This window comes from Myxococcus sp. CA039A (genome assembly GCF_013336645.1).
In the GTDB taxonomy this organism is placed as follows: domain Bacteria; phylum Myxococcota; class Myxococcia; order Myxococcales; family Myxococcaceae; genus Myxococcus; species Myxococcus llanfairpwllgwyngyllgogerychwyrndrobwllllantysiliogogogochensis.
This window is the reverse complement of the sequence record NZ_JABUMQ010000105.1, coordinates 1-16,780: the sequence shown is the minus strand read 5'-3', so window position 1 is coordinate 16,780 and position 16,780 is coordinate 1. Positions and strand designations below refer to the sequence as shown.

Here is a 16,780-nt window from a genome sequence, read left to right as displayed (position 1 = left end):
CGACGAGCGCTTACCCGGGGTGAAGCATGTCTATAACACGTCGGTTTCAGGCGCCGTTCCCCGCCTCAAGATTGGGGAACGACTTGCTGCCTTCAAGGGAACACCCGGAGCCGACTCGGGTGTCCGCCTGGGGTGTCAGCGGCCCTGCGCTGACTGCCCACCCTGGAGCCCTCCCACCTCCAACGCCTGGAACAAGAACGCGTACTGGTCCGCGCTGGATTCAATGCTCTTGGCCACCTGGTCCGCGCCACCATGTCCCGCGTTCATTTCGATGCGGAGCAGGGCGGGTGACAAGCCGCCAGGTGCGTTCTGCACCGCCGCGATGAACTTGCGAGCGTGCATGGGGTCCACCCTGTCATCGTGGTCCGCGGACATCATCAAGAGCGCGGGGTAGCGCACGTCCGAACGGACGTGGTGGTAGGGCGAATAGGCGTGAAGCGTCCGGAAGTCCTCGGCCTTCTCCGCCGTCCCGTACTCGGGAATCCACGTCCGCCCGCTTCCGAAGAGGTGGTAGCGCACCATGTCCAGCAGGGGCACCTGGCACACCACCGCGCCGTACAGCTCCGGGCGCTGAGTCATGGCCGCCCCCACCAGCAGGCCGCCGTTGCTGCCGCCCTGGATGGCCAGGCGGCGAGGCTGGGTGTACTTCTCGCGGATGAGGTACTCGGCGGCGGCGTGGAAGTCGTCGAAGACGTTCTGCTTGTTCGCCTGGCGACCGGCCTCATGCCACGACGTCCCGTACTCGCCGCCCCCGCGCAGGTTGGCCACCGCATACACGCCTCCCGCGTCCAGCCAGGGCAGGATGCTGGCTCGGAAGCTGGCCTCCATGTTCACGTTGAAGCCGCCATACCCGTACAGCAGCGTGGGGGCGTCACCGTCCCGCTTCAGGCCCTTTCGGTACACCAGGAACATGGGCACGCGGGTGCCGTCCTTGGAGGGGTAGAAGACCTGGTCCACGGTGTAGGCCGTCGGGTCCATGGGCAGCTCCACCTGGGCCCACAGCTCTGACTTCCCGCTCTGGACGGACGTCTTGTAGACGCGCCGGGGCGTGGTGAAGGACGTGAAGACGAAATAGGCCTCATCCTCGTCCTCCAGGCCGGACAGGTTGGAGGCCGCGCCCACGCCCGGCAGCTCCACCTCGCGTACGGGCTTGCCCCGCAGCGTCGTCACGCGGATGACGGTGGTGGCGTCCTTCATGTACTCCAGCGCCAGGTGCCCCCCGACGATGTTCATCGTCTGGAGCGAGGCCACCGGGTCCTCGGGGACGATTTCCTTCCACGAGGCACGTGCGGGGTTCGCCGGGTCCACCTCGAACACGCGCTGGCGCGGAGCGCCCTCGTCGGTGTTGACGTAGAAGCGGCCCTTCCAGGCCAGCGCGGTGTAGCGGGCGCCCTGCCCCTTCACCAGCAGACGGAAGTCCTTCTCCCCGGGCCGCTTCCAGTAGATGTCGTTCTCGTTCCAGCCCCGGAGCACATAGACGAAGAGGAACTGGCCGTCGCGGCTCAAGTCGCCCTGGAGGAAGGTGCTCGGGTCACCCGTGTGCGGGTGCACCAGCGCATCCTTCGCGGGGTCCTCGCCGAGCGCGTGGAAGCGCAGCGTGGTGTAGCCCGGCCGCGCGTCCACGGGGATGGAGGCGTCGGTGGGCAGCCACTCGTAATAGAAGCCCTTGCTGTCCGGCGTCCACCGGGGCTGGGCGTACTTGGCCCCCTCGATGACATCCGCCTTCGACCACTGGCCCGAGTCCACGTCCATCACGTGCAGCACGGCCTCGTCGGCCGCGTTGGGCTTTTGCGCGAAGACGAGCTTCTTGCCGTCCCACGAAGGTGCCCACGTGCCCAGCGACACGGAGCCGTCCTGGCTCCAGCCGTTGGGGTCCAGGAGGACTTTCTCCGCGCCCTTCTCACCGTCGCGCCAGTAGAGGACCGCCTTCTCCTTGTCCTTGTGGGTGCGCATGTAGAAGTAGCGGCCCGCGCGCCGGCTGGGCATGGAGATGGAGTCCACGTAGAACAGCTCGCGGAAGCGGCGCACCAGCGCGTCGCGGCCGGGCACCTTCGCCAGGGCCTCGCGCGCGACGGCATCCTGCGCCTTCATCCACGCCTGGACTTCGGGTGCCTTCTCGTCTTCCAGCCAGCGGTAGGCGTCCGACACCGGCACGCCGTGCACCGTGTCCACCACCGCGTCCACCCGTGTCGCCGGGTATGCCATGCGCGAGTGTTCCTCCTGGGCCCGCGCCCCCACCGGAGGCGCTTCCCGTTCCGCCGGCTTCGAGCCAGCGCAGGCAGAGAGCATCAACCACAAGGCGGGCAGGGGCAGCCGTCTCATGGAGCCAGCACATACAGAAAGCCCCACGCCCGTCCCACAAAAACCGTGGGCCGCCTGGAAGGCCGGCCATGCTCCAGAATGGATGGGGCGCGTCGGGCCTGCTGCCTGGCCCTTGACGCGCCCCGTCACATCTCAAGGGGCCGCCCCTGGAAGAGGCGGCTCGGCGCCGCGCTAGGCGGATTCCTTCTTCGGCTCCGCGGGCTCTTTCTCCGCCGCGGAATGGAGGATGACGGGCTCGCTCTTCTTGAGGATGACCTCCTCGGAGATGAGCACCTCGCGCACCGTCTTGCGGGACGGGATTTCGTACATCACGTCCAGCATGGCCGACTCGAGGATGGAGCGCAGGCCGCGGGCACCGGCCTTGCGGCGGATGGCCTCGCTGGCGATGGCCTTGAGCGCGCCGTCGGTGAACTTCAGCGCCACGCCGTCCAGTTCGAAGAGCTTCTTGTACTGCTTGGTGAGCGCGTTCTTCGGCTGGTTGAGGATGTTGATGAGCGCGGGCTCATCCAGCTCCTCCAGCGCGGTGATGATGGGCAGACGGCCGATGAACTCCGGAATCATGCCGAACTTGAGCAGGTCCTCCGGCTCCACGTGCTTGAGCAGCTCCGTGAGGTTGCGCTGCTTCTTGGACTGGATGTCCGCGCCGAAGCCCAGGCTGCGGCCACCCAGGCGCCGCTCGATGACCTGGTCCAACCCGCCGAAGGCGCCACCGCAGATGAAGAGGATGTTGGTGGTGTCCACCTGCAGGAACTCCTGCTGAGGGTGCTTGCGGCCACCCTTGGGCGGAACGTTGGCCACCGTACCTTCGATGATTTTCAGCAGGGCCTGCTGAACGCCCTCGCCGCTGACGTCGCGGGTGATGGAGGGGTTCTCCGACTTGCGGGCAATCTTGTCGATTTCGTCGATGTAGACGATGCCGCGCTGCGCCCGCTCGATGTCGTGGTCGGCCGCCTGGAGCAGGTTGACAATGATGTTCTCGACGTCCTCGCCCACGTAGCCGGCCTCGGTGAGGCACGTGGCGTCCGCAATCGTGAAGGGGACGTTGAGGATGCGCGCCAGCGTCTGCGCCAGGAGCGTCTTGCCGCTACCGGTGGGGCCCAGGAGGAGGATGTTGCTCTTCTGGAGCTCCACGTCCTCGAGCGCGACCTTGGACTCGATGCGCTTGTAGTGGTTGTGAACGGCCACCGACAGCGTCTTCTTCGCCCGCTCCTGGCCAATGACGTACTCATCCAGCACGGCCTTGATTTCAGAGGGCCGGGGGATGCGCAGCTTGGTGTCCTTGGTCTCCTCGCGGTCGATCTCCTCCGCGATGATGTCGTTGCACAGCCCGATGCACTCGTCGCAGATGTAGACCGTTGGCCCCGCGATGAGCTTCTTCACTTCCTTCTGCGACTTGCCGCAGAAAGAGCAGCAGAGGGTCTGGTTGTCTCGCTTCTCCACGTTCTTGCCCGCCATGAAATCCCTCGCTGCGCCTGTAAAGCCGCCACCCTGCCTCGCGCCACCCGACCCGGCCTCAAAGCAATCTAGTCAGCCCCCATCAGGGACGTCCACGCGCCTTCCCGGTACTTAACAGGGAGAGTGGGTCGGCGCAGAAAGCAGAAAGCCGGAGGCGCGGGGACGAATTCCCGCGGCTCCGGCCACCGGCCGAGGCGTCAAGCCCCGGCGAACGGCTACTTCTTCTCGTCCTTGCCCAGCCCCACGACCTTTCGGGGGTTCTGGATTTCATCCACGATTCCGTAGGCTTTCGCCTCCGTGGCGCCCATGAAGTAGTCGCGATCCGTGTCCTTCTCGACGCGCTCGATGGTCTGCCCGGTGTGCTTGACGATGATCTCGTTGAGCTTCGCCTTCATCCGCAGGATTTCCCGGGCCTGGATTTCGATATCCGTGGCCTGGCCCCGCACCCCGCCCAGCGGCTGGTGGATCATGATGCGGCTGGAGGGCAGCGAGTAGCGCTTGCCCTTCGTCCCGGCGAGCAGGAGCACGGCCCCCATCGACGCCGCCTGCCCCACGCAGATGGTGGAGACCGGCGGCTTGACGTACTGCATCGTGTCGTAGATGGCCATGCCCGCCGTCACGGAGCCGCCCGGCGAGTTGATGTAGATGTTGATGTCCTTGTCCGGGTCTTCGGACTCGAGGAACAGCAGCTGGGCGACGATGACGTTGGCCACGTCATCGTCGATTTCGGTGCCCAGCATGATGATGCGGTCCTTCAGGAGCCGACTGTAGATGTCGTACGAGCGCTCACCGCGGTGCGTCTGCTCGATGACGTAGGGAACGGGCATGAAGGGCATGTCGACCTCGAGTAGCGGGCTGAAGCGCTGAAGACGGCTCGGAAGAGAACCTCAGGAATACTTCGCCCGGCCCTTCAGGAATTCAATCGTCTTTTCCTCGCGCAGTCGCAGAGACAACCCGAGGCGCTCGTCCGGACCCTTGAAGTACTTCTTCACGGCGGCCACCGGCTGGCCCGCCTCGACGGCGAGCTGCTCGATGCGCGCTTCCACGTCCGCGTCGGACGCCTGCACGCCCTCCTTGAGGGCGATGGACTCCAGGAGCAGCGTGCCCTTCACTTCCTGGAGGGCCTTCTCGCGCATCTCCTCGCGCAGCCGGTTGAAGTCCAGGTTCAGACGGCTGGGGTCCACGCCCGAGCGCTGCAGCTGCTGCAGGGCGCCACGCAGCATGGAGTCCATGGCGCGCTCCACCATGGCGCGGGGGACCTCGAACGGGTTGCGCTCCACGAGCACCTTCACCAGGGCCTCGCGCTCGTCGTTGTCCGCTTGCGAACGGCGCGCCTTCTCCATGTCGGTGCGCAGCTTGCCGCGCAGCTCCTCCATCGTCTGCGCGATGCCCGTCTCCTTGGCGAACTCGTCGTTGAGCTCGGGGCTGATCTCCTTCTTCAGCGCCTTGAGGGTGACGTGGAAGCGGCCCGTCTTCCCCTTCACCTCTTCCACCCGGTAGTCCGCGGGGAAGGCGTAGTCGATGTCCTTGGACTCGCCCACCTTGACGCCTTCCAGGGCGGCGATCTTCGACTCCACCAGCTCGCCGGGCTGCACCTGGACGGTGATGCCCTCGGCCTTGCTGCCGGTGAACGGCTGGCCGTCCACGGTGGCGTCATAGTCCACGGTGGCGTAGTCGCCGGAGGCCGCCGAGTCGCGGTCGGCCACGGGCTCCAGCCGGCTCAGCGACTGGCGCATGCGGTCCAGCTGCTCGTTGACCTGCTCGTCGGTGACGGCGGCGTCCGACTTCGTCAGGGGCAGCTCCGCGTACTCCTTCGCCTCGACCTTGGGCTTGACCTCCACCCGGGCCTCGAAGGTGAACGGGGCGTCGGCCTTGAGGCCCGCGTTGGTCACCTGCGGGCTGGCGACAACCTCCACGTTGTGCTCGCGCACGGCGTCCAGGTAGGCGGTCTGCACCACGCGCTGGATGACCTCGTCCTCGACCTGGTCCTTGAAGCGCTGCTCCAGGATGCGCCGGGGAACCTTGCCCTGGCGGAAGCCGGGCAGCTTCACCTGCTTACTCAGCGCGGAATAAGCGCGGTTCAGCTCTTCCGCCACGCGGGCGGACTCGACCTCGATGGAGAGCTTCTTCTCAACGGGAGAGAGCTCCTCGACCTGGACCTTCATACGGGCCTCGCTCGCCGCCGCCTCGGACAGTCGTCCCGAGCGGCGCCGGTTAAGTGGGACGTGCGCCTTTAGGGGATAGGCACGAACGGGTCAACGCGAAATGGGCGAGGAGGGACTCGAACCCTCACACCTTGCGGTACCAGATCCTAAGTCTGGCGCGTCTACCAGTTTCGCCACCCGCCCTGATGCGCCGCGTGCCGTGTTCCGTACATACCGCGAAACGTCCGCTGGACATCAGCATGCGGCGGCTGCGCGGAAAAACAAACGGGGCCTCTCCATTGCTGGAGAGACCCCGTAATGAGAGCGGAGGGAATCGAACCCACAACCTATGGATTAAGAGTCCATTGCTCTGCCAATTGAGCTACGCTCCCGGCACTGCGCTTGGCCCGTCGGCTGCGTGACGTCCAAGTGGCGGCGGTAACTATAGAAGGCCGGCCGCGCTGTCAAAAAGTATTTTCGTCCCCCCTGCATTACCACGCTGAGCGATCACCTCTCGGAGACGCCGAGTCCGGGTGACGCCGCGCCGCCCGCCCCACGGGCTGGCGCCACCGTGGGTCCTCGCGCGGATGAAACAGACTCCCAGCACCTCTGTTGAACGAGGCCACGTCGGGCCTTCCTTCCCAGTCCACCGGGACGGCGGGCACGCACGGCCCCCCATTCGGGATTCGCACGGGTGCACCGCCGAGGCACAGGCGGGCGGACGGAGGTCGTCCGCCCTTTTCGCGCAGGACGTATGCAGGAGACGACAGTGACGGAAGCCAACATGTCCCCGAAGGTGGAGGAAACGGGCTCGGCCCTCGGCAACTGGAGCCGGGAGCGCATGGAGCTGATTCGACGCACCATCTGCCCGCGGGGAATCAGCGAGGACGAGTTCGCCCTCTTCATCGAGCAGTGCAAGCGCAGCGGGTTGGACCCCCTCCTCAAGGAGGCCTTCTGCGTGGCCCGCCGGCAGAACATCGGCAACCGGGAGCGCCCCAACTGGGTGAACAAGTACGAGTTCCAGCCCTCCGAGGCCGGCATGCTCGCCCGAGCGGAGCGCTTTCCGGACTTCAAGGGCATCCAGGCGAGCGCGGTGTTCGCCGAGGACGATATCGTCGTGGACCAGGGCAAGGGCGAAGTCGTGCACCGCTTCAATCCGGCCAAGCGCAAGGGTGCGCTGGTGGGAGGCTGGTCTCGCGTGGTGCGCGACGGAAAGCTGCCCGTCGTGGTGTGGCTGGACTTCAGCGGGTACGTCCAGCAGACGCCGCTGTGGGCCAAGATTCCCACGACGATGATTGAAAAGTGCGCCCGGGTGGCGGCGCTGCGCAAGGCGTATCCCGAGGCCTTCGGGGGCTTGTACGTCCGCGAGGAGATGCCGGCGGACGACTTCGAGCCGGTGGCCACAAGCCACGCGGAGCCCCCGGGCGCCTACGAGGTGCTGGGCGCGCGTCCCGGCCCGGTGAAGGCGTCCTTCCCCACCCTGCCGGCCGCCGCGCCCGCCAAGGAGGAGAAGCCACAGAGGCTCGACGTCGACGTGCCACTGGCGCCCCTTCCCCCCAAGGAGTCGGCGAAGGCCGTGGAGGTGGATGCCGCTGAAGCACCCCACTCCGCCGAGCCGTCCGCGCCGCGCGCCAGCCTCAAGGCCAGCGCCGTGGTGGTGGCGTTCGGCCCGTACAAGGGGAAGACAGCCTCGGAGCTCTCCGACGAGGAGCTGAGCGAGAGCATCGAGCTGGCGAACGAGAAGCTGATGGAGCAGCCCCGAGCGCGCTGGGCCAAGGCGATGCGAGACAACCTGCTCGCGCTGGAGGCGGAGACGGAGCTGCGCTGCCGGGTGCCCACCGCCGACAAGGGCAACGGCGCCTCGCACGGAGCCTGATCCGCACCCGGACGCGATGAAGTCCTCCTCCGCCGGAAGAGCCTCGGCGGAGGACAGGCCGCGCGGATCCACGGGTGCGAAGGGGCGGGCGTCTCTCCGGAAGCGCCGTTGCTCGGGCGCGGATCATCGGAGTGACAGGGTACTGGAGCGCGCTCGGAGGGACTTGAACCCCCAACCCCTGGGTTCGAAGCCCAGTGCTCTATCCAGTTGAGCTACGAGCGCAGAGTACGGAAGGGAAAAACGTGGGCGGCCAACCGGGGTCGAACCGGCAACCTCTGGAGTCACAGTCCAGCGCTCTAACCAGTTGAGCTATGGCCGCCGTTCCGCAACGGCGTTTGAAGCGTGGCTTCCCTACCGTGGAAAGCCGGGCCAGTTCAAGGCCCAAATGTCACGGCAGCCAGGTTGGCGCCCCAAGCAGGACTCGAACCTGCGACCCCCGACTTAGAAGGTCGGTGCTCTATCCAGCTGAGCTATTGGAGCTGGCCGGGCCGCCTGCTTCCACTTCGCTACTTAAAGTCGGGGCGAGAGGATTCGAACCTCCGACCCCCTGCGCCCAAGGCAGGTGCGCTACCAGGCTGCGCTACGCCCCGAAAAGTAGAGTGCGGCATTGTTGAACCATCGCGGACGGACGCGCAAGGACAACGTGTCTGACCAGCTCGCTCAAGTGCCCGTGGTGAGCATCAGCAGCCTGGGCTTCATCTTCCGGAAGGCCGCGCCCCGGTGCGACACGGCGGACTTCTCCTCCGGGGTCAGCTCCGCCATCGTCCGGCCACTGTCCGGAAACATGAAGATGGGGTCATAGCCGAAGCCATGCGTCCCGCTCGGCGCGTGGCCGATGCGGCCCTCGCACCGCCCCTCCTCCACGTGCGTCCGGCCGTCCGGCCACGCCAGCGCCAGCGCGCAGCGGAACGACGCCGTGCGCTTCGCGTCGGGCACCCCGGTCAGCGCGGAGAGCAGCTTCTGGTACCGGGCCTTGTCATCCCCCAGCGCGTACCGGGCGGACAACACGCCGGGCTGGCCATCCAGCGCGTCCACGCAAAGTCCGGAGTCGTCCGCCAGCGCGGGCAGTCCCGTGGCCCGGGCATACTCCAGCGCCTTCTTCACCGCGTTGGCCTCGAAGGTGTCGCCGTCCTCCTCGGGCTCGGGGATGGGCGGCAGGTCCCCAAGCGACACCACCTCCACCGAGTCCCCCACCAGCTCCCGCAGCTCGCGCAGCTTTCCCTTGTTGGTGGTGGCGAAGAGGAGCTTCGACGTGCCCGTCGTCATTCGAGGGCCTTGGCCTGCGCGACGACGAGCTGCTGGATGGCGGCGAGCCCCCCGTCGAGCATCGCGTCCATCGTCTTGCGGTCGAAGAGCTGGTGCTCGGCGGTGCCCTGCACTTCCACCATGCGCCCGTCCCCCGTGGCCACGATGTTCAGGTCCACGTCCGCCTTCGAGTCCTCCTCGTAATCCAGGTCCACGCGCACCTCGCCCCCCACCACGCCCACGGACACCGCGGCCATGGGCGTCAGCTTGGGCGTCTTGGTGAGGGTGCCCGCCTTCTGCAGCGAGCGCAGCGCGAGTACCAGGGCCACGTACGCGCCCGTAATCGAGGCGGTGCGCGTGCCGCCGTCCGCCTGAATCACGTCGCAGTCCAGCGTGAGGGTGCGCGTGCCCAGGGTGGTCAGGTCCACCGCGGCGCGCAGGGAGCGGCCGATGAGCCGCTGGATTTCCATGGTGCGGCCGGTCTGCTTGCCCTTGGCCGCCTCGCGGTGGCTGCGCGTGTGCGTGGCCCGGGGCAGCATGCCGTACTCGGCCGTCACCCAGCCGGTGCCCTTGCCCATGAGGTGCGGGGGAACGCGCTCCTCGGTGGAGCACGTGACGAGCACCTTGGTGTGGCCGAACTCCACCTGCACGGAGCCCTCCGCATAGCGGGACACTCCGGGGGTGATGATGACGGGGCGAAGGTCCAGCGCACCACGTTGGAAGGAACGCACGGCGAGCTCCTGGGGAAGTGAGGCGAGCGTCCCTTCTCTACCAGAGCCGCGCGGCGCGCGTGGCGTCCCCATCGCCCGCCTGTCCACTCAGGGGGAGACGGGGCCCGCCACCTGGGCGGGCCGGGCGGCGTCCCGCCGACGCGTCTCACGCAGGAAGGCGAGCACGCCCTCGCTGATCGCCTCGGCCAGCTTCTCCTGGTAGTCGTCCCGCCCCAGCCGCATGCCCTCCTCCGGATGGGAGATGTAGCCCACCTCGACGAGCACGGCGGGGCACTCCACGCCGGAGAGCACGAAGAAGGGCGCCTGTTGCACGCCCCGGTCCGCCGCGCGTGTGCGAGCCACCAGGCGGGGGTGGATGGCATAGGCCAGCCGGGAGGAATCCGAGTGCGCCTCCGTGCGGACCAGGTCCTCGAGGATGAGCGCCAGTGTCGAGTCGCCGCGTGCCACGCGGGACATGGGCGCCTCCGCGTTCTCCCGGTCCGCCACCGCGAGGGCCGCCTCACCCGAGGCACTGGCGGACAGGAAGTAGGTCTCCACGCCCTCGGTGCGCGCGCGCATGCGGGGCGTGGGCATGGAGTTGGCGTGGATGGAGATGAAGAGGTCCGCGCCGTGGTCGTTCGTCATCTCCACGCGCTCGGTGAGCGTCACCAGCGCGTCGCGCTCCCGCGTCAGGTAGACCTCTCCACCCGCCGCCTCCAGCTTCGAGCGAAGCCGGTGAGCAATCTGGAGCGCCACTTCCTTCTCGCGCAGCGCGCCCGGCCCCTTCGCGCCTTCCTTGATTCCACCGTGCCCCGGGTCGATGACGATGCGCGCGGGGCGCTCGCCGGCACCGGCGGTGACGGGGACGAGCCAGAGGAAGGCAACGAAGGCCAGGAGGGGGCGGGGGGACAGCGGCATGCCGGGGTGGAATGCTAGCGGAGCCCCACCCCGGGCGCGAAATCCCAGCCCGGCCCGGGTTCGGAAGCTCGGCGGTCCGGCGGTTCAGCCGATGACTTCGATTGCGGGGCGCCCCGCCCGGACTTCACCGATGAGGGCCGCGTCCACGCCCGCCTTCTCCAGGGCCTTGAGGGCCTTGAGCGCGTCGCTCGCGGGCACGCTGGCCAGCAGCCCACCGTTGGTCTGCGCGTCGGCGAGCACCCACTGAATCGCCTCCGGCAACCCCTTGGGGAAGCGGACCTTCTTCTGGACGTGGGCCAGGTTGGACCGGGTGCCACCGGGCACCACCCCCGCCTCGGCCAGCGCGGGCACTTCGGCGATGAGGGGGATGCGCTCCAGGTCGATGGCCGCGCGCGTCTTCGCGCCCGTCATCATCTCCAACAGGTGGCCCAGGAGCCCGTAACCCGTCACGTCGGTGAGCGCGTTCACCTTGAACCTGCCGGACGCGAAGACCTCGCCCGCGGCGCGGTTCAGGGTGGTCATCACCGCGACCACGCGCTTCTGGAGCTGCTTCGAGGCGAGCCCGCGCTTGATGGCCGTGGTCGCGATGCCCGTGCCCAGCGGCTTGGTGAGCAGCAGCACGTCGCCCGGCTTCGCGCCCGCGTTGGTGAGGACCTTCTTCGGATCCACTACACCAGTGACGGCCAGGCCGTACTTGGGCTCCGGGTCTCGAATGCTGTGGCCCCCGAGGATGGAGATGCCCGCCTCTTCCACCTTGGACTGGCCCCCCGCGAGAATCTTCGACAGCACGGACAGCGGGAGGCTGTCCGGGAAGCCGACGAGGTTGAGCGCGAACAGTGGCTTCGCCCCCATCGCGTAGATGTCCGAGAGGGCATTCGCCGCGGCGATGGCCCCGAACTGGAACGGGTCGTCCACCACCGGCGGGAAGAAGTCCACCGTCTCCACCACGGCGAGGCCGGGCGAGAGGCGGTAGACGGCCGCGTCGTCGTTCGTGTTGAAGCCCACCAGGGCCTGAGGGGCACGGGAGGACTTCAGTCCCCCCAGGACTTTCGACAGGTCCCCGGCCTTGAGCTTCGCCGCGCATCCCGCGCAGTGACTCAGCTCGGTGAGGCGCAGGCGCTTCACCGACTTCGCGTTCGCCACGGCGTGTTCCCCTTTTCGGACCCGCCCGGATGAGGGGCGGGCCAGGTGTCCGACTCAGATGATGCGCACGTACTCGCGCTTGAGGAGCTGTACCAGACCCTCCGCCGTGACGACATCATCCGCATCCGCGCGGTCCAACACGCCCACCAGGGTGCCCTGGTTGATGACCAACTGGAGCACGTCCAGGAGCTCTGGCGTGAGTTCCTTGAGCGGCGCCGCCAGCGGGACGACAAGCTGGAGCATCGCCTCCGGGGGCGGCAGGCTCGGCTGGAGGCGCTTGAGTTCGTCGAGCTGACGGAGCGCATCCATCAGCAGCGCCTCCGTGGACGAGTCCAGCTCCACCATGAACTCCTGGGTGTCCGCCGGACGCAGCTCGAAGTCGCCCTGCTCCCAGGTGATGATGCGGTTGAAGCTCTTCTGCGGCCCCAGGTTGTGGTTCTCGTTGATGACCGCGTAGTACACGCGCCCCTGGCGCAGGTAGATCTTCCCCTCCTGGGCGCTGTTGACGACCAGCACGCCGTTCTTCTTGGAGGTGTGGAAGAGCTGGAGCAGGTCCGGCAGGGGGATTTCCTCAATCTTCCCCGTCATGGAGCTGCCCTTGGTGGTGGTCCGCGCGGCCTGGGCGGCGGCGGCCTCCTCCAGCTTCAGCTTGGCCATGCTCTCGTCCACGTTGGCGCCGTCAGCGCCCTGGTGCACGAGCTTGAGGATGGAGGTGCCAATGAGGATACGGTCCCCCTCCTTGAGCCGGGCCTGCTTCACCTTCTCGCCGTTGACGAAGGTGCCGTTGGTCGAGCCGAGGTCCTCGATGGTGATCTTCCCATCCGAGAAGCTGATCTTCGCGTGCTTGCGAGAGACCATGTCCTCGACGAGCACCATGTCCAGCTCGCTGGAGCGGCCGATGACGATCTGCTTCTCCGCCTTCAGCGGGAACTCTCCGCCCTGGTACTTCCCGGAGATGAACTTCAGGGCATAGGTCTTCGTAATATCCATGGTCATCAACCCGCCTGCTCCACCTTGCCGGGGTCCTTCACCAGGTTGAGATACATCTGCGCGCTCTTGTTGTCCGGGCTGCGCGCCAGCACGTCCTCCCACACCTGCACCGCCTCCGCCCTGCGACCGGCGGAGTACAGCGCCACGCCGTACTGGATACGGCCTGGGATGAAGGATGGGTTCTGGGCGATGACCTGCTCGTACTCGGCGATGGCCGCCACGTTGTCACCCGCGTCGCGCAGGGCGTTGCCCAGCTTGAGGCGGATGTCCACGAACTGGGGACACAGGCCCAGCGCGCGACGGTACTCCTCGACGGCCTTCTGCCAGGCGCCGCTGGACGCGTACACGTCGCCAATCTCGCCGTACATGTTGGCGATCTTCTTCTCGACGTAGGGGTCCAACTCACCGGGGCCGGTCTTCTGCCGGGACAAGGCGGCCTGGTAGACCTCCTTCGCCTCGGCGTACTTCCCCATGTCGTTGTAGATGACCGCCAGGTTCAGCGCCGCTTCGGTGTACGCCGGATTCAGGTTCAGCGCGGACTCGAACGCCCGCTGCGCCCGGGCGAACTGGCCCTGGTCGTGGTAGATGATGCCGAGCATGTTGAATACGTCCGCGAACGTCGGATTCTGCTCGACGATTTTCGCGAGGTACTGCTCGGCCTGGGCGTACTGCTTCTTCTCGAAGTAGCCGCGCCCGAGGGTCAGTAGCTGCTTGAGGGGCTCTTCCATGACTCGGCCCGTCCTCGGGCCCTGCCTCCGACGCAGGTAGCCTACATGAGCCCGGGCGAAAACAAGAATTCATCACCGTGAAGCGTGAGCGACAGCGACCGTTGGCCCCGGGTGTCCACCGGCCTCGACGGGAGAGAGCCCTGCAGCCGCCAGTGCTCCGTGACGACCGCCTCCTCCCGCTCCAAACGGATGTACCACGCCTCCGCCCGATAGACGCGTCCTCGCATCATCTTCAGCTCTTCCCATTCGGGTCCCGCCACTCCGGGATTTCCCGGCACGGCCAGCCGACTCAGGGCCTCCGCGTTCGCCGTCTCGAGCGCGCGGCGCCGGGCCTCCAGCGCGGCCACCACGGCGACCAGTCGGGGGGCGGCGGAGGGCTCGGGCTCCCAGTCTCCATTCTTGAAGACGAAGGGCACGCGCTCCACGCCGGCCGTGCCCACCTGGGTAGGGCCCAGCGTCCCCTTGAAGTCGAGGGTGGCGAAGGCCTCCGCCCGCTTCGCACCGGGCTCCACCGTCACGGTGATGCGGGCGAAGTGGTGCTCCTGGGAGACGAGCGGCACGGCCGCGTGGGGGATGGGCAGGGAAAGCCCGTAGGCCTCGGTCTGCTTCAGGACGGTGATGACCTCCGCCTCGGGCCCCGCGGCGAAGCCCAGGAGCCGGGGGACGAGCACCGCGCAGGCGGCGAGCACCGCCAGTCCGGCGATGAACAGGCCGCCCAGCCGGCTCCACTGCTGCGTCGTCCTCACGTGCCCAGCATGCGCTGGGCCTTCTCCGCGGCGGGAGTCCCGGGCAGGCGGCGCAGCACCTGGCGCAGCGTCTCCTCCGCGCGCTTCGGGTCATTCAGCTTCACGTACGCCTCATGCAGGTCGAAGAGCGCCTCCTCCTCGAAGGGCGTACCCGGGTACTTGGTGAGCAGGGCCTCCAGTCGCTGGGCGACGGCCTTCCAGCGCTCGCGCTTCGTGTAGAAGCGGGCCACGTACAGCTCGTGCTCGGCCAGCCGCTTGCGCGCCTCGTCCGCATGCTTCTTGGCCTCTGGGGCGAACTCCGAATCGGGGTACTGGCGGAGGAACTCCTCCATGGTGGACAGCCCCGCGCGAATCTCCACCTGGTCCTTCTCCTCCGAGGGAGGGAGGGCGAAGAAGTCGGAGGGATACTCCTCCACGTGGGTGAGGGCGGAGCGGAAGGCGGCGTAGTCCACCTTGGCGTGGGTGGGGTGGAGCTTGATGAAGGACTGGTACTGGTCCCGGGCCTCCGGAAAGGCCTCGCGAGCGAAGTCCAGGTCCGCCAGTCGCAGCTCCGCTTCGCGCGCGGCCTCCTGGTAGGGGAACTTGGCGCGGACGTACTCGAAGTACTTCTGGGACTTGAGGAAGTCCTTGTTCTCCAGGGCCTCGCTGCCGAGTCGGAGGTTCTCCTCGGCGGTGACGGCGTAGTCAGGGTCTCCGCCCTGCGTGCCGGAGAGGGCGGCGCAACCGGAGGTGAGCAGCAGGACGGTGGTCAGGAAGGCGACGGCGGAACGCATCGGCGCCACGCTATTCGTCCGGCCCCGAGGGGTCCAGCGAAGGTTCTCCCAGGAGCTGATGGATGACGTCCTGGGAGAATCCACGACCCGACAGGAACCGTGCGGCGCGGGCCCACGCCTTCCCGTCGGGCGGGCGAGCCGACAGCCCCCGCTTCTCCAGGGCCGTGCGCGCGGCGGCCACCGCGTCGAACTCCACCGCGTCCCGGGCGGAGTCGAGCGCACCTTGGGCCTCGTCCTCGGACAACCCATGGGAGTGGAGGCGATGGAGGACGGCCGCGGGCCCCTTGCCGCCCTTCAGGAGGGAGGCGGCGCGCTCGCGGCCGAAGCGGGTGTCGTCGAGGTAACCCCAGCCCTGGAGCCGGGCGAGCGCGGCGTCGCGCACGGAGGCCGGGAAGCCCTTTTTCTCCAGGGCCTGGAGCAGCTCGTGGCGGGTGCGGGCGCGGGCCGCCAGGAGCTTGAGGCCCGCATCCGTGGCGCGCTGGACGGCCTCCGGTCCTTCATCCTCCGAGAGCATGGCGGGATACGTAGCATGTGGTAACAGGCGCGAGCATGCACCCTGTCCTCGCCCGCTTCCTCACCGCCGATGTCGCGAAGGAGACGCTCCGCAAGCAGCAGGCGGGAGAGTCCCTCGCTCCGGAGGAGAAGTCCTTCACCGAGGCCGCCAAGGCTCACCCGCGCCAGGCCTCCATCCTCATGGACGTGGGAGGCCGCGTCCTGTCCTCGGATGCCCAGGCCGCGCTCGTGCTGCTGGCGGCCCATGCCTCCGCGCGCGCGCTGATGGAGGACGCGGAGCTGGCCGAGCCGGCTCGCAAGGCCCGCGAGGCGCTGGCCGAGGAAGGCGCCAGTGAGGAGGAGACGGACGCGTTCATCGCCTCCATCCTCCTAGAGGAAGCCTTCGGCTACGCGCAGGACGTGGACTCGTTCGACCGGGACTACGTGAAGGAGTCCCTGGGCGAAGTGCCCGCGCTGGCGGGGCTCACCAAGGAAGCGGTGGACGCCCTCTTCCTCGGGTTCGTGAAGGGCGCGCCGAACGACGGCGAGCGCAAGGTGCGCGAGACCATGGCCCGCGCGCTCTTCGACATCGCCTGGGAAGAAGGGCCCGCGCCCATCAACCCCGAGCACATCGATTCGCTCTTCGACGCGGAGATCGCCAACAAGCCCGAGGAGGAGCAGGAGGCCAAGGTGCACGCCACCGCGCAGCTGCTCCAGGTGCTCTCGCGTGAGGGACTCATGGGGCCGCTGCGCCTGTCGCGGCTGCGCGCCATGCTCGGCGAGGAAGACGCGTAGAGACGAAGCTCGCGGCTGAAGGGCCCGGGGCGACTGGCGGGGCGAGCCCCCTGCCCTGCCTCAACGTCAAGCGCTGGGACGGTCCTGGGCAACCGCTGAACCGGCCGAAGCCACCGCTCGGAGCGAGCCGGCCCCTCTGGACGATGCGGCTCCCGCTCCGCGCGACTCACGCAGGCAAACCGTCCAGTCGGCGGGTGCCGACGGGCTGCCGTGCGGGGCGACTCACTCAGGCCGGCGGGCCCATCCGTTCGATTGGATGGGCCCCGCTGTCACATCAGAAGCGTTCGATCTGGAAGTCGTCGTCGCCGCCGGCGGCCGGTGCGGGCGCGGGGGCCGGAGCGGGAGGACGTGCGGCGGGCGCGGGGGCCGGTGGACGCGCGGCCTGGGCGGGCGCGGGCGGGCGGGCGGCGGCGGGAGCCATGGGCGGGCCCGGACGCTGGGCC

The 16,780-nt window shown here is 68.1% G+C and carries 15 protein-coding genes and 6 tRNA genes; 2 read left to right on the top strand and 19 right to left on the bottom strand.

Annotated elements, in window-relative coordinates; translation table 11 throughout:
- Positions 1–135: 135 nt before the first annotated feature.
- The 6 genes from HR086_RS19015 to HR086_RS18990 form a co-directional block, all read right to left on the bottom strand.
- Positions 136–2,205 carry a prolyl oligopeptidase family protein gene (locus HR086_RS19015; RefSeq protein WP_254614855.1) on the bottom strand — a complete coding sequence of 690 codons (2,070 nt, stop codon included), beginning with the start codon at positions 2,203–2,205 and terminating at the stop codon, positions 136–138.
- A gap of 288 nt (positions 2,206–2,493) precedes the next feature.
- On the bottom strand, positions 2,494–3,777 hold the full coding sequence (clpX, locus tag HR086_RS19010; RefSeq protein WP_141642435.1) for an ATP-dependent Clp protease ATP-binding subunit ClpX: 1,284 nt from the start codon (positions 3,775–3,777) through the stop codon (positions 2,494–2,496).
- A 215-nt stretch (positions 3,778–3,992) separates the two neighbouring features.
- Positions 3,993–4,613 carry an ATP-dependent Clp endopeptidase proteolytic subunit ClpP gene (clpP, locus tag HR086_RS19005; protein WP_141642436.1) on the bottom strand — a complete coding sequence of 207 codons (621 nt, stop codon included), beginning with the start codon at positions 4,611–4,613 and terminating at the stop codon, positions 3,993–3,995.
- A gap of 51 nt (positions 4,614–4,664) precedes the next feature.
- Positions 4,665–5,942 carry a trigger factor gene (gene tig / locus HR086_RS19000; protein ID WP_174458560.1) on the bottom strand — a complete coding sequence of 426 codons (1,278 nt, stop codon included), beginning with the start codon at positions 5,940–5,942 and terminating at the stop codon, positions 4,665–4,667.
- Between the two features lie 101 nt (positions 5,943–6,043).
- Positions 6,044–6,125, bottom strand: a tRNA-Leu gene (locus tag HR086_RS18995).
- Between the two features lie 115 nt (positions 6,126–6,240).
- Positions 6,241–6,313: transfer RNA gene (locus HR086_RS18990), tRNA-Lys, on the bottom strand.
- 392 nt (positions 6,314–6,705) lie between these two features.
- Here HR086_RS18990 and bet point away from each other — a divergent pair.
- The gene (gene bet, locus HR086_RS18985) at positions 6,706–7,797 is read left to right on the top strand and encodes a phage recombination protein Bet (protein ID WP_174464177.1); all 1,092 of its coding nucleotides are present in this window, start codon (positions 6,706–6,708) and stop codon (positions 7,795–7,797) included.
- Positions 7,798–7,945: 148 nt separating this feature from the next.
- Here bet and HR086_RS18980 read toward each other — a convergent pair.
- The 13 genes from HR086_RS18980 to HR086_RS18920 all read right to left on the bottom strand — a co-directional run bounded on the left by HR086_RS18980 (position 7,946) and on the right by HR086_RS18920 (position 15,564).
- Positions 7,946–8,019, bottom strand: a tRNA-Arg gene (locus HR086_RS18980).
- A gap of 23 nt (positions 8,020–8,042) precedes the next feature.
- Positions 8,043–8,116 (bottom strand) — tRNA-His (locus HR086_RS18975).
- A gap of 84 nt (positions 8,117–8,200) precedes the next feature.
- Positions 8,201–8,277 (bottom strand) — tRNA-Arg (locus tag HR086_RS18970).
- A gap of 36 nt (positions 8,278–8,313) precedes the next feature.
- Positions 8,314–8,387 (bottom strand) — tRNA-Pro (locus tag HR086_RS18965).
- Between the two features lie 70 nt (positions 8,388–8,457).
- The gene (locus HR086_RS18960; RefSeq protein ID WP_174464178.1) at positions 8,458–9,063 is read right to left on the bottom strand and encodes an XTP/dITP diphosphatase; all 606 of its coding nucleotides are present in this window, start codon (positions 9,061–9,063) and stop codon (positions 8,458–8,460) included.
- Positions 9,060–9,773 carry a ribonuclease PH gene (gene rph, locus HR086_RS18955; RefSeq protein WP_141642439.1) on the bottom strand — a complete coding sequence of 238 codons (714 nt, stop codon included), beginning with the start codon at positions 9,771–9,773 and terminating at the stop codon, positions 9,060–9,062. The genes HR086_RS18960 and rph overlap by 4 nt, the downstream gene beginning before the upstream one ends.
- Before the next feature lie 87 nt (positions 9,774–9,860).
- Positions 9,861–10,670 (bottom strand): N-acetylmuramoyl-L-alanine amidase, encoded by an 810-nt coding sequence (locus HR086_RS18950; protein ID WP_174458558.1) that lies wholly within the window; start codon positions 10,668–10,670, stop codon positions 9,861–9,863.
- A gap of 84 nt (positions 10,671–10,754) precedes the next feature.
- Positions 10,755–11,795, bottom strand: coding sequence for a selenide, water dikinase SelD (gene selD, locus HR086_RS18945; protein WP_373564325.1), 1,041 nt, complete (start codon positions 11,793–11,795; stop codon positions 10,755–10,757).
- 72 nt (positions 11,796–11,867) lie between these two features.
- The gene (locus tag HR086_RS18940) at positions 11,868–12,803 is read right to left on the bottom strand and encodes an FHA domain-containing protein (RefSeq protein WP_141642451.1); all 936 of its coding nucleotides are present in this window, start codon (positions 12,801–12,803) and stop codon (positions 11,868–11,870) included.
- A 5-nt stretch (positions 12,804–12,808) separates the two neighbouring features.
- Complete coding sequence (locus HR086_RS18935; protein WP_141642442.1) at positions 12,809–13,531, bottom strand: lipopolysaccharide assembly protein LapB; 723 nt, start codon at positions 13,529–13,531, stop codon at positions 12,809–12,811.
- Between the two features lie 41 nt (positions 13,532–13,572).
- Positions 13,573–14,277, bottom strand: coding sequence for a hypothetical protein (locus HR086_RS18930; RefSeq protein ID WP_174466317.1), 705 nt, complete (start codon positions 14,275–14,277; stop codon positions 13,573–13,575).
- Entirely contained in the window at positions 14,274–15,050 is a 777-nt protein-coding gene (locus HR086_RS18925) for an outer membrane protein assembly factor BamD (protein WP_174458555.1), read from the bottom strand. Before HR086_RS18925 ends, HR086_RS18930 begins: the two co-directional genes overlap by 4 nt.
- Positions 15,051–15,060: 10 nt before the next feature.
- Positions 15,061–15,564: a regulatory protein RecX gene (locus HR086_RS18920; protein WP_174466316.1), complete on the bottom strand. Its 504-nt coding sequence runs from the start codon at positions 15,562–15,564 to the stop codon at positions 15,061–15,063.
- A 35-nt stretch (positions 15,565–15,599) separates the two neighbouring features.
- Here HR086_RS18920 and HR086_RS18915 point away from each other — a divergent pair, with 35 nt between their 5' ends.
- A complete protein-coding gene (locus HR086_RS18915) occupies positions 15,600–16,337 on the top strand; it encodes a hypothetical protein (RefSeq protein WP_141642446.1) in 738 nt (245 codons plus the stop codon).
- Positions 16,338–16,780: the final 443 nt, after the last annotated feature.

Excerpts from the sequence above, each read along its gene's own strand:
- HR086_RS19015 (WP_254614855.1), bottom strand. The coding sequence starts at position 2,205 with ATGGCATACCCGGCGACACGGGTGGACGCGGTGGTGGACACGGTGCAC.
- clpX (WP_141642435.1), bottom strand. The coding sequence starts at position 3,777 with ATGGCGGGCAAGAACGTGGAGAAGCGAGACAACCAGACCCTCTGCTGC.
- clpP (WP_141642436.1), bottom strand. The coding sequence starts at position 4,613 with ATGCCCTTCATGCCCGTTCCCTACGTCATCGAGCAGACGCACCGCGGT.
- tig (WP_174458560.1), bottom strand. The coding sequence starts at position 5,942 with ATGAAGGTCCAGGTCGAGGAGCTCTCTCCCGTTGAGAAGAAGCTCTCC.
- bet (WP_174464177.1), top strand. The coding sequence starts at position 6,706 with ATGTCCCCGAAGGTGGAGGAAACGGGCTCGGCCCTCGGCAACTGGAGC.
- HR086_RS18960 (WP_174464178.1), bottom strand. The coding sequence starts at position 9,063 with ATGACGACGGGCACGTCGAAGCTCCTCTTCGCCACCACCAACAAGGGA.
- HR086_RS18950 (WP_174458558.1), bottom strand. The coding sequence starts at position 10,670 with ATGCCGCTGTCCCCCCGCCCCCTCCTGGCCTTCGTTGCCTTCCTCTGG.
- HR086_RS18940 (WP_141642451.1), bottom strand. The coding sequence starts at position 12,803 with ATGGATATTACGAAGACCTATGCCCTGAAGTTCATCTCCGGGAAGTAC.
- HR086_RS18935 (WP_141642442.1), bottom strand. The coding sequence starts at position 13,531 with ATGGAAGAGCCCCTCAAGCAGCTACTGACCCTCGGGCGCGGCTACTTC.
- HR086_RS18925 (WP_174458555.1), bottom strand. The coding sequence starts at position 15,050 with ATGCGTTCCGCCGTCGCCTTCCTGACCACCGTCCTGCTGCTCACCTCC.
- HR086_RS18920 (WP_174466316.1), bottom strand. The coding sequence starts at position 15,564 with ATGCTCTCGGAGGATGAAGGACCGGAGGCCGTCCAGCGCGCCACGGAT.
- HR086_RS18915 (WP_141642446.1), top strand. The coding sequence starts at position 15,600 with ATGCACCCTGTCCTCGCCCGCTTCCTCACCGCCGATGTCGCGAAGGAG.